This window comes from Paenibacillus sp. 2TAB26, assembly GCF_052115145.1.
GTDB lineage: Bacteria > Bacillota > Bacilli > Paenibacillales > Paenibacillaceae > Pristimantibacillus.
The window spans coordinates 25,542-38,057 of record NZ_JBFRGC010000041.1; the positions used below are offsets into that span (position 1 = coordinate 25,542).

The 12,516-nt window shown below is 44.2% G+C and carries 9 protein-coding genes; 1 reads left to right on the forward strand and 8 read right to left on the reverse strand.

What is annotated here, in order from left to right; genetic code table 11:
* Positions 1-32 precede the first annotated feature (32 nt).
* Together pnpS and AB4Z50_RS32510 are read right to left on the reverse strand one after the other, a co-directional pair.
* Positions 33-1,808, reverse strand: a complete 1,776-nt coding sequence (pnpS, locus tag AB4Z50_RS32505; RefSeq protein WP_441885920.1) for a two-component system histidine kinase PnpS — start codon at positions 1,806-1,808, stop codon at positions 33-35.
* 38 nt (positions 1,809-1,846) lie between these two features.
* Positions 1,847-2,824: a bile acid:sodium symporter family protein gene (locus AB4Z50_RS32510; protein ID WP_441885922.1), complete on the reverse strand. Its 978-nt coding sequence runs from the start codon at positions 2,822-2,824 to the stop codon at positions 1,847-1,849.
* A 115-nt stretch (positions 2,825-2,939) separates the two neighbouring features.
* Here AB4Z50_RS32510 and AB4Z50_RS32515 point away from each other — a divergent pair, with 115 nt between their 5' ends.
* Positions 2,940-4,082, forward strand: coding sequence for a YfbR-like 5'-deoxynucleotidase (locus AB4Z50_RS32515; RefSeq protein WP_441885925.1), 1,143 nt, complete (start codon positions 2,940-2,942; stop codon positions 4,080-4,082).
* 55 nt (positions 4,083-4,137) lie between these two features.
* Here the strand turns inward: AB4Z50_RS32515 and AB4Z50_RS32520 are convergent, their stop codons facing one another.
* The 6 genes from AB4Z50_RS32520 to AB4Z50_RS32545 form a co-directional block, all read right to left on the reverse strand.
* Positions 4,138-5,754, reverse strand: a complete 1,617-nt coding sequence (locus AB4Z50_RS32520; protein ID WP_441885928.1) for a glycoside hydrolase family 3 protein — start codon at positions 5,752-5,754, stop codon at positions 4,138-4,140.
* A gap of 31 nt (positions 5,755-5,785) precedes the next feature.
* The gene (locus tag AB4Z50_RS32525; protein WP_441885931.1) at positions 5,786-7,426 is read right to left on the reverse strand and encodes a response regulator transcription factor; all 1,641 of its coding nucleotides are present in this window, start codon (positions 7,424-7,426) and stop codon (positions 5,786-5,788) included.
* Positions 7,423-9,234 carry a cache domain-containing sensor histidine kinase gene (locus AB4Z50_RS32530; RefSeq protein WP_339204018.1) on the reverse strand — a complete coding sequence of 604 codons (1,812 nt, stop codon included), beginning with the start codon at positions 9,232-9,234 and terminating at the stop codon, positions 7,423-7,425. The genes AB4Z50_RS32525 and AB4Z50_RS32530 overlap by 4 nt, the downstream gene beginning before the upstream one ends.
* 19 nt (positions 9,235-9,253) lie before the next feature.
* Positions 9,254-10,099, reverse strand: a complete 846-nt coding sequence (locus tag AB4Z50_RS32535; RefSeq protein WP_441885934.1) for a carbohydrate ABC transporter permease — start codon at positions 10,097-10,099, stop codon at positions 9,254-9,256.
* Positions 10,099-10,980: a carbohydrate ABC transporter permease gene (locus AB4Z50_RS32540; RefSeq protein ID WP_076270206.1), complete on the reverse strand. Its 882-nt coding sequence runs from the start codon at positions 10,978-10,980 to the stop codon at positions 10,099-10,101. Before AB4Z50_RS32540 ends, AB4Z50_RS32535 begins: the two co-directional genes overlap by 1 nt.
* 94 nt (positions 10,981-11,074) lie before the next feature.
* Positions 11,075-12,445, reverse strand: coding sequence for an extracellular solute-binding protein (locus AB4Z50_RS32545; protein WP_076270207.1), 1,371 nt, complete (start codon positions 12,443-12,445; stop codon positions 11,075-11,077).
* Positions 12,446-12,516 lie beyond the last annotated feature (71 nt).

A 12,516-nucleotide genomic window follows, 5' to 3' on the forward strand; every position in this document is an offset into this window, starting at 1 on the left:
CGGATTCATGAAGAATAGGTAAATCTTTTTTTCTATTGCAGTACAGGCAGCTCGATCGTGAATGTAGATCCTACACCAACGTCACTTGTTACTGTAATTGTACCTTTATGAAGCTCAACGAGATGCTTAACGATCGATAATCCAAGCCCCGTACCGCCTGAGCTGCGCGAACGTGCTTTGTCTACGCGATAAAACCGTTCAAATATACGCGGCAGATCCTTTTTCGGAATACCGATGCCGGAATCGCTAATTTGGATGCGAATATGATCATCGCCTAAACCTTCAACCTTTAAGGATACTCTGCCTCCTTCAGGCGTATAGTTAATCCCGTTCGATAACAAATTCATAATGATTTGACGCAAACGATCCTCATCGGCTTCAACATAAAGTCCCGGCTCGATGTTCATGCTGAGCTCAATTCTTTTGCGTACCGCTTCTGATTCCATCAGCTTAATCGATTTGTGAACGAACGTATCCACTTCTACAGGCGAGAAGACAAGCGGCACTCGCCGTGACTCGATTTTGGACAGCTCCAATATATCTCCGATCAATCGGTTAAGCCGATCTGACTCATCAAATATTATTTGCAAGAAAGAACGGGCTGTTTCCTCATCGTTAACCGCTCCGCCAAGCAGCGTCTCAGCAAAACCTTTTACTGCGGTAATCGGCGTCTTCAGCTCAYGGGAGACGTTTGCGACAAATTCACTGCGCATCCTCTCCAGTCTGCGAATAGCGGAAACGTCCTGCAATACAAGCAGTACTCCAGAGAAATCATTCCCCTCCGGATGAATCGGCACGAGATTAAGCTCCAGCAGCCTCTCCTCTGGAAAATAAAACGTAATTTCCTCACGCAGATGCTGTTTGCTTTTAAGACCCTCTTGAATCATTTGCGACAGCTCGTATTGCTGCTTCGCTTCCGCATAATGACGGCCAACGAGCTCACGAGCGGAGAAGCCGAGCACTTCCTCTGCACGTCTGTTCATCAAGACGATTTTTCCATTTAGGTCGATCATGACGATTCCGTTAATCATATTATCAAGAACACTCTCAAGCTGATTCTCATTTTGCTGGATACGCGTCATTTGAACTTGCAAGCTGTCTGCCATCGCATTAATAGCATTTCCAAGCTCACCAATTTCATCTTGCTTCATCACTTTTACTCTTGCCAAATAATCCATATTTTTAATGCGTTTAGCAACCTTCGTAATTTGCTCCAGCGGCCTTGTCAGACCAAGTGCAAGGCGGTAGCTAATAAAAGCTGCAATAAGGAAAAGTACAAGCAATCCTAAGAACAGCATCATCGTCAATTGACGTATGCTTTCATCAACTTCCTTCAAACTCATCGCAAGGCGAATCACATCAGGCGCTTGACCCGGCACCACCGTTACAGGAATAGCGACATACATCATATTTTGTCTAACCGTTTCACTAGCCCGAATCGATCTTCCTGTTCCTGTAGCCAATGCTTCCTTAACTTCGGTACGGTTTAGATGATTGTCCATATCCCGAGGATCTCCATTTGAATCACCTAACACCACACCATCATTGCGAATAAAGGTTACTCGAGCACCCGCATAACGCTGGAGCTCCTTTGCCTCATCTGTATAATAGTCATATAAGGAGGAAATTTCACCTGATTTCCAATTCATTTTTGCCGAGATGATCTGCATCTCACGAACCATATTGTCTTCAAGCGCGTTGATATGGTTTTCTTTGAACGTTTTGACCATAAATAATCCTGCTGCACTGACCGATAATGCGATCATCGCAATCATGATGAGCGTCAGCCTAGTGCGAAAGCTGTTCATTAACATTCACTCCTTATGTTTAATCATGCACACATCGTTTATGGTACATGCGTCGCAGTACTTTCGCTACCCTTGTGATTATTAAGTTTTTGTAAAACATAATGGTACACGGTTGCTAAAGGCTGCTGTATAAGAATCGACAACACAACAGGCACAGCAGCTATTGGACTGAAATAACCGAGCGCTAGCACAATGCCAAGAGAAATGTTGCGCATTCCTGTTGCATAGGAAACGGTCACCTGCTGCTCGCGTTTGCGAAGCGGCGCCGTTCCAATGTAGCCGAAGGTGTAACAAGCACTAACCAGCAGCACAACAATCGGAACGAGCAGCAGCATATCCTGCTTCAGTTCTCCTAAATGCGGCGCGATAGCCGATGCATTTAATGCGACAACACCCACGAAACAGAGCTTGGAAAGCGGTGCTGTAAAGGGCTGCACGATACTTTGAATACGTCCTCGGCTCATTTGATTGAGGGCAACGCCAATGATCGTAGGAAGTACAATAATAACGAGCAAATCAACAATAATGGGTCCTGCTTTCACTTCAACAGCGGAGTCAAAAAACAGATGGATACCCGCCGGAACTACCAGTGGACTAAGCGCTGAATCGAGCACAACCATGGCAAGCATAAGCGGAACACTGCCTCCTGACATGCCAACCCATAGCACGGTGGACACTCCGATTGGTATAAGCGTAAACAAAACGAGGCCCACCACATAAGGCGAATCCGCACCAAATGCGAGCGCCCCAAGTCCATAGGCTACCAGCGGAGATACGACATGAGCAATCAAAAAGGTAAGCCCCATAATGCCCGGCCGCTTCAATACCTCTCGCAATTGTCCTAATCCGCAGCCAATGGCCATCGTTAGCGTGACATAGGCAAATAAGTAAGGAACCATTTCAATAAAAGGCTGAAGCTGTGTTGCAAATAAAAAGCCAAGTATCAACGATCCTGGAATAATGATGAACATCCATCTCTCAAATTGCTGGTTAAAAGCTAAACCCCATTCACGCATGAACTTTCCCTCATTTACCTCTTCTAGTCGATTTTGTACATAAGCTATATAATAACATAGACACTCCGCACATGAACGGAAACTCTTGAACTTCGACTAAAAAGGAGCCCGATTTATGAAAAACGGTAAATTCACCAATACGATTATTCGGATGCAATATGTACCTAGATGGAGCGAATATGCTCCACGATTTGAGGATAACGCCTCCGCTCATAGCTTTAGATGCGCTGCATTGTCTATTTTGATTGGTATTATTGAAGAAAAAATATTCAAGCAGCCGTTAGATAAGCTGAAGCTTGTAGGAAGATGCTTATGGGGTGATCTCAAAAACACGGGCACCGGCTCCATTAAGCATGTCACCAAAAAAGAATCGCTCGTTATGAATCATATCCGAGACTTCGAAATGGAACTTAGCAAGGGGATTGTCTCGTACCTATCCAAGTCTCTACAGGCTCAAGCTTTCGATTTTATCGTCCATGCGCAAGATGATACACCTATTGGACAATTAGTTGATGCCATCGATACGCTGGATGCCTATTTGTATTGTCACAGAGAATCTCGTTATGACACGAATCCTTTTTTTCATGCCAAATATAAGGAGCTCGAACAAGTGCTGCGAAGCACAGAGCTTCGACCCATACACTGGCTGCTCGATGAATACGATAAACATGATGGCTTTTATGAATTTATCCAATACATTATGAATCTCGATACCGTAAAAAGATGGAACGGCAGCTATAATCTCGTTCCAGACAATGATGCGACACATTCCTTCCGAGTCGCTTCACTTGCTTTGTTTAATGGGCTGCTTGAAATCGAGCGCTTCGGCAATAAAAATATCGATCTCTATAAGCTGCTCGCCAAAGCTGCCCTTCATGATTTGCCTGAAGCTTTATCCGGCGATGTTGTATCGAATTTCAAGCACAATAATCCAGACATTAAACACGCTTTCGAGCAATACGAGAAAGAAACCGCTCAGTTCATGATTAATAAGCTTCCATCGTTTTTTCATGAAGATATGACCGAATTCATTGTGCACAGCAAGTCAGCAGATGCAAATGGCGAGCTCGTTGATATTTCCGACAAGCTGGACGCCTTAATCAAAGCAAGCCTTGAGATGCGAAATAACCCTCATTACGCTGATACTTATTATAACCAGCTGGTGAAGGTTCAGCATCGCTATGAGAATGACTGTGTTGTTTTTTTCCTTGCCTATATTTTGCATGACTTAACCTATTCCAATTTAATTGGACAATAAGTGTTGCATACAAAATGGCCGCGAGATATATCTCGCGGCCCAGCTTTGGTTTATATTAGCTATGAACAGCAGCACTCCAGCCGAATGGGTATGCAGCCGATATTTCTAACGGCAGCTTGCCTTGCGGCATAAGATCACCTAACAATACTCTCGCAGCAGCAGCTAGCGCGAGTGGACGACACTCATACACTGCCATGTACGTTTTTACTTCCGGGTATAGCAATAGATCAAGCGGGTTCCGAACCGACACAGCTATCGTACGCTCCGGTGCCAATCTTACGACCTCGCGTGCAATATCACGCTCTACCGGATGCTTGGAAGCGTCATAAGTGACAACGACGATTTGTGAGAATGTTTCCAAATCAGCGAGTGGATGGTCATCATCCATTTGACGCTCGACGATATTAGCTCCATACTCTCCAAGAAAGTGACCTAATGAGCCGTCACCTGAAAGCATTTCGTCAGCCACCGAAACAGGGACAATTTGGGGCCACAATACGAGCGTGCTTTTCTCGCGGCTTAATGGCAGCAATGGCCCATCGTCTTTTACTAATGTAACTGAAGCCTCGCTCCATTTAATTGCAACCGCTCGATTTACTTCCGTACCAATTTCCCATTCCACTTGTGACCACGGCAGCAAAGGCTCCTCAAGCACAAGCTTCTCCTTAAGTGTCATAATCCGATTAAGCGCCTCGTTAATACGAGCTTCTGCAAGCTCACCGTTCTCAACAGCACGCACAACGGCTTCAAGGGCAGCCCATTGTTTATCAAATGTATGGCTGATCAGCACCATATCGGCTCCCGCTTGCAGCGCTTTAATAGCGCCCTGCTCTGGACCATAGGTTTTATCAATCGCATCCATCTCTAAACAATCTGTCACAACAATCCCGTCATAACCAAGCTCTTTGCGCAGTAATCCCGTGATGACAGGCTCAGACAAAGTCGACGGCACGCCTGATGGATCAAGCGCCGGCAAGCAAACATGCGCTGTCATAATGCAATCCGTACCCGCTTCAATCGCAGCGCGGAACGGCTTCAACTCAATCGCGTCTAACCGATCACGCCCATGCAGCAATATAGGCAGCGCATGATGGGAATCCACCGCCGTATCGCCATGCCCTGGAAAATGCTTAACTGTTGCAGCAACTCGTGCAGCTTGATAGCCAGCTACTGCGGCTGCTCCGAATTCCGCAACAACATCAGAACGGTCGCTATACGAACGTACATTAATAACAGGATTATCCGGATTATTGTTAACATCAATACAAGGCGCATAATTCATCGTAACACCCAATTGACGAAGCTCTTCACCACATACAAAAGCTGTCTCTCTAGCGCTCTCCTTATCGCCGGTTGCACCAAGTGCCATGTTGCCCGGCATAAGCGTTACACCGTCAACTAGTCTTGCAACCATGCCGCCTTCTTGATCGATCGCTACGAATAGAGGCGGATTGCCAGCTTTTCTTGCGATGCTTTGAAGCTCGCCGCTAAGCTTGTGCACCTGCTTAGCATCCTTCACATTGCGGGAAAAATAGATCGTTCCGCCAATGCCGCTCGTTTCAATTAACTGCTTGATTTGCGCCGTTGGCTCAAAGCCATGAAAACCAAATACAAATAATTGTCCAACCTTCTTCTTCAAGCTCCAGTTGTCCCACTCACGCGTTGTCGTCAATGCTTCCCCGTCCCTTCACTTATCAACCCTATTACGACGGCTCATTCAAAGCCTCGTTATGTTGTCCGCCCTCTTGCCGTCTCGTACGATAATCGGTAGGATTCTCACCTGTATATTTCATAAATACTTTTGTAAAATATCGCCGCTCCGCATAACCGACTTCCTTCGCGATTTGTGCAACGCTCTTGAGTGATTCCCCAAGCATTGCCTTCGCGCGCTCCATCCGCTGCCGCGTTACATATTCGATAAACGTTTCGCCAAAAGTCTGCTTGAACAATAAACTAAAATAAGAGGTGCTTAAACCGACATGAGTTGCCGTTTCTTCGACACTTAAATCGCGATAAAGATTGCGGTCCAAAAAGGCTTTCGCTTCAGCCATTGAACGTTYCGATTGCTTTTTCTTATCCATAGATTTCTCCGAAACCGTATTCGTAACTTGACGAATAACTGATAATAAATCCTTAATCCCAAAGCGGCGATCCAATCTGCGCCAAAGCATATCCTCTTGCTCGCGAGTAAATACGCCCATTTCTTTCATCTCACGCATAAGATGCAGGACAAAGAAATGAAGCAGCGGCTTGACACGATTTAATGAAGGCTCATTCATTCGCTGCAACAGCAGCGTAATACTTTGAAGCTCGCTGTCTACGCTTATCGTATCCCCGCGTTTAACCGCTCCAATTAATTTCTCCGCAGTATCCCAAAACGCTTGATCTGCTTGCGATGATTTTTGCTGAGCGGATGGATAAATAGCGATAATGTCATGGACAGGCGTAAGCTGCATCCCTTGCTGTACTAGCTTATAGGCTTGGGATAAGTCAGCAACCGCTGCAAACTTATGATAAATACCTGCAAATAAATTCAGCTTTACATGGCTCTTAATCGCAGACAACAACATGTCTGCCCAGTTTTTAATGAAGGCAATATCAAATTCAGCCGTTTTCTCCGTTTCAATGAGTACACACCACTCACCATCTCGAATTTGAATGACCGCATGATGCAGCCCATTTTGCTGCAGCTTCTCACGCAGTACATTACATACAGCAAAATTCCACAGCTTTCTTTCCTTATCGGACCAGTCACGCCAATCCTTTGTCTTCTCCGAGCTTACATCAAGATCAAGCACAATTAAGACGAACTGCTGCCGCTTGAGCTGCTGTTCATCTCCGGTCAAGAGCCAATTATCTGCAGTAACATCGGTATAATCCATAATAATATCGTACAAAATTTTCTCGCTAGCGAGATCGATCATCCGGCCAAGCTTCTGCTTCTCTTCCTGCTGCAGCTTCTGCTTACTGCGCTGAGTAGACATTACTCTAGCAATAACACCAGTCAATTCATCATAAGGTATAGGCTTTAACACATAATCATTGACGCCAAATTGAATTGCTGTTCGTGTATAAGCGAAATCCTGATATCCCGACAGCATAATAATATCGCAAGCCATCGCTTTATCACGGATATGCCGAACAAGCTCCAAACCATCCATAACCGGCATGCGAATATCGCACAGCAATAAATCAAAGTGTTGCTGCTCCATAAGCTCTAACGCTTCAACACCATTTTTAGCTGTACCGCCAACGGAAAGCCCTAGCATTTCCCAGGGAATAACTTTTTCTAAATTTCTCGTAATATGTGCCTCATCGTCAACTAGGAGTACTTTACCCGTCATAGCTGATCACCTCTGCTCTTCGGAATTACACAGCGAATAACGGTCCCGCTGCCTTCTTGACTACAAATCCACAAACCGAACGCAGGACCATAATGTATGCGCAAGCGATCTGCAACATTTCGTAATCCAAGTCCTCTTCTCTCACCCATTTGCGCAGCATCCGTCTGCTTGCTTTCAGAGTCTGACTCTGCTGACAGCTTAGTCAGCACTCTGGAGCTCATGCCTAATCCGTTGTCACGAACCATAATGACGATCTGATGAGGCTCAGCAGTTACATCAATTGATATCCTGCCTTGTCCGTCTTCATAACCATCAAACCCATGCTGAATGCTATTTTCTACGAGCGGTTGAAGCGAAAGCTTTAGTATGGAGAAATCAAGTGCTTCTGCCGGGACATTCAATTCGTATGAGAAAAGCTCCTCGAAGCGGTATTTCTGTATTTCCAAATAACTGCGGACATGCTCAATTTCTTGGCTGATCCTTATTTCTTCGGATTGATGCATGCTTGTGCGAAGCAAATTGCTTAATCTGCGCACCATCAACATAATTTTTGCGCCTTCATTTTGTGCTGCAAGAGCATTAATCGATTCAAGCGTATTAAATAGGAAATGCGGTTTAATCTGTGCCTGCATAAGCATCATTTCCGCATGCTGCTTACGTGCCTGCTCTCTGCGCACTTCACTAAGCAAATTGCCGATTCGCTCAACCATACTATTGAAGCTGTTGGCCAGTAGAACGGTTTCATCCTTACCTTGAGCGGTTACTCGAATATCAAGTAATCCCTGCTCAACCAATCTCATTTTACGAACAACTTTAATGATCGTTTTCGCTACTCGGTTAACAAAAAAGACGTTGAACAACACCGCTGATAGCAAACCAAGGACCGTAATCATCCCAATCCACTGGACAAACCGAACATTTTCGTTAGTAAGTGAATCCCATGGCTTTATGGACACAAGTATCCAACCATTGCGATCCAATTGATAGGAAGAAACAAGACTGTCTATACCTTCAAACTTTTCTCGCGAGCTGTTGTAGTTATTCGTGTGCTGCGGCAATGAATCGGTCTGTTCATTTATATTATGACCATCCATCTTTTTTTTGCTGTCTAGCATAATAAGGCCTGCTTTATTGACAATGAGGTATCTTGTTTCAGCTGCATTGGATTGCGGGTTTTGAAAGGTTTTGAGCATGCTCGATATTTCTTCCGTTTTGTACTGCGTAATCATTACGCCCAAATCATTAAATGACTCAATGTCCTTAACGACTCGAATTTGTGTAAATAGAGGTGGTTCAACACCTGTCAGCTCACGCTGTTCATAAGGTCCAATCCAAAGCGGACGTCCGCCAAGATTCATAACATCCTTATAGACAGAGTGCTGTTTGAGCATATCAAAGGAAATAGGCTTGAACGTCGTCGGATCGTTGCGGTAAGAGCGGAACATCGTCCCATCCTTCGCATACAGCACAACAAAGCTGACAGCAGGGTGTTGGAACAAAATCCGTTTCATTTCTTTCTCTGCTTGGTTAATTTGAATGAGTGTACCGGCATCATTGGAATTATACGAGCTGTATTTCAGTGTTTCCTGCACCTCTGTGCTCGTTAAATTACCATCGGATAGCTGATCAAGCTCTCGAAAGAAATAATGAATATTGCCTCCTACCGCCCTGAGCGAAATTTCGGTTTGCTCGCTATACTTTTTCTCCAGCAGCGTCTCAGAGTTAATAAATGAGAATATGCCGAGGCCAATCATCGGAATGACGATCAGAAATATGAATGCAAGCATCAATTTCGGTCTCAAGTTCATCTAGGAGGCTCCTTCTTTCTTATCCCTTCACACTGCCTGCCGTCATACCTTCAATGATTTGACGCTGCAAGAACACATACACAACCAGGACCGGAATAATGCTTATGATTACCGCAGCAGACAGCGATGCAAAGTTTGTGCGATAGCCATCATTAAAGGTTGCCATACCTGTTGGCAGTGTTTTGAGTGATTCAGATGTTATAAATAGTTGGGACAAAATATATTCGTTCCAGTTGCCAATGAAATTTAAAATAAATACAGTAACTAGTGCCGGCATCGAAATCGGAATAATAATTCTGAAGAACAGACCGCTTGCGCCTAGCCCGTCCATAATGCCAGCTTCCTCAAGCTCATTTGGAATCGAAAGCATAAATGCATAAATAATAAACACGGTTATCGGCAAAGCATATGTGGTGTATACCAAAATTAATGACCAATGTGTATCATATAATGGCTGTCCAAACAAATGGATCTTTTGAATTAAACGGTACAACGGGATAAACAATGCACCCGCTGGGACGATTAAGCCAAGTAAAATGAAATTATAAACAGCTTTATTCATCTTCGTGTATTTCATCCGCGCAATCGCAAATGAAGTCATCGCTGCAAAAAGGAGCGTCAATACACAAGCTGCAACGGTTACAATTGTACTATTCAGCGCATATTTGCCAATATTAGCCGTTTCCCAAGYAGCGATATAGTTATCGAAGTTAAAGCTAGTTGGCAAAGACCATGTATTTACTGTTATTTCACGGTTTGTTTTGAATGATGACATGAATAACCATAACAGAGGGAAGAGCACTACTGCAACATACCCCATTAAAAATGTATGCATCCACCATTGTGTGCCTCGGGAACGTTCCATTAGTACTGCACCTCCTCGCTTTTTGTGATGCGCTGTAAAATACCGGTAAGAATCAAAATAATAATGAACATCGCAACACCGATCGCGCTGCCATATCCAAGTTCAAGAGAGCGGAAGCCAACTTTAAGCATATAAGTCGCCATAACTTCTGTGGATTGGAAAGGACCGCCGTTCGTCATGATTTGTACGATATCAAGCACCTTCATCGTTCCCGAAACAGAAAGAAGCAGCATTACAAATAGGATTGGTCTAACAAGCGGCAATGTGATCATCCATGTTTCTTGCCAGCCGGTTACGCCATCCAGCTTAGAAGCTTCGATAATTTCTTTCGGAATGTTTAGAATTGCTGCCAAACAAAGTACTATGAAGAAGCCGATATTTTGCCATGCATTCGCGATAAGAATCGAGAGCATTGCAAGCTTAGGATCCGACAACCATTCGCGCGCCCAGCTTTCTGGTGCAACAAGACGAATTAATTGATTGATCATTCCAGAATCATAGTTGTACAAAACGCCGAACAATATGGCAACAGTAGCCGTCGATATAACAACCGGCACAAACACGGCCGATTTGTAAAAGTCACGCATCCGTCTAACTTTACTAATAATGATCGAAATCAAGAAGACGAGCGGAATGTTCACGATTAGGGAAAACGCCATGAAATAAAAGTTGTTTAAAAGTGCTTTTCTAAAAATTTCATCCTGCCACAATCTCGTAAAGTTATCAAATCCGATAAACACCTTCTCAGTAATGCCATCCCAACGAAAGAAACCGTAAAAAAAAGATACGATAACGGGATAAACAAAAAACAAAGCATATAAAGCAAGCGTCGGAATAATGAACGCCACGTAAGTAATCGGATTTTTGAGCGCTCTGTTCATAATGTCCTCCTTTTGTCCTAGCGTTAAAAGAGGGTGCCCTCCAGGAAGGAAGCACACCCTCTTGCATAGCAGGATCGAATGTAATGTGTTGCGATTACTTAGCTGCGTTCGCTTTATCTTGCGATGCTTGAATTTTTGCAGCTACTTTTTCTGGTGTGCTTACTTTACCGATAAGCTCTTGAATACCAACGTTAATGTCAGCGCCTACTGCTGGTTGAACGATTGCATCATAAGCTTTCCATGAGCTGGAAGCGTTAGCCATAACCGTCAAGATTTCAGTTGTAAGCGGGTCAACACCAGATAGATCGCTTAGTTTCAAAGAAGGAAGCAATTTGTCTTCTACCAAAGTACGTTTTTGAACCTCTTCGGAATAGAAGTTAGCGATAAATTTCTTAACTGCTGCAATTTGATCTTCAGTTAGCGTAGCAGAGAAACCAAAGCCGTTTGAGTATGATGCGTTGATTGATGTTTGGTCGCCAGCGCCGCCTTCGATTGACGGGAAGCCGAAGTAACCGATTTGACCTTTAAGATCGCCAGCTTCGTCGCCTGAGAAGCGGTTAGCATCCCAAGTTCCTGTGAATACCATTGCAGCTTTACCAGAAAGCAATTGCGCGCCTTGATCAGCATAAGCAAGACCTAGAGCACCTTTAGTGAAGAAATCTTTGTTAACAAGCTCAGCATATGAAGTTAGACCTTTAACGAAGTTAGGATCAGTCCATTTTGCAGTACCAGCAACAACATCGCTGAATGCTTGGATACCAACGTTACGCTCCATAACTGTGTTCCAAAGCATACCGTTTACCCAGCCGTCTTTAGCAGCCAAACCAAGTGGTGTGTAGCCAGCTGTTTTGATTTTTTCGGAGATTTCAACCAATTGCGTCCAAGTTGTAGGAATTTCCAAGCCTAGCTCAGAGAAAATTTTCTTGTTGTAGAAAATCGCTTCGCTATAGCCGCCGAAAGGAAGGCCATAAACTTTGCCATCTACAGTGAACTCGTCCAAGCTTGCAAATTTGTCTGTAAGACCAAGTTCTGCAATGATTGGTGTCAAGTCAAGCATGCGGTTAGCTTTTACATAAAGGTTAAGGTCTGCTCCACCGAATACTTCAAAAATATCAGGAGGGTTGCCAGCAGCCATTTCAGCTTTCAGCTTTTGATCGCGGTTAACGATCTCGTCAATACCTTCAAGCTTGAAAGTAAGACCTTTATTTTCGTCTTGTGTTTTTGCAACAACATCTTCAAGAATTTTCAAACGAGTTTTGCTTGTTTCTTTAATTTGAGTGTGTCGAAGGGACAATGTTACGTCCTTTGCTGGTGCATCGGTTGCTGGAGCATCCGTTGCTGCATTCGTTGGGGCATTTGTTGCAGCGCCTTCATTTCCTTTACCAGCATTGTTACCGCCGCACGCCGATGCGACAATCATAAGGGAAAGCAGCGTAGTGGCAATTAGTGTAGATCTCTTTTTCATTGGGAAGACCTCCTCGTTTATGGTGTTGCTTGTTTGCCTCGCACATTTATTATAGTCCTGCAGAACCAATT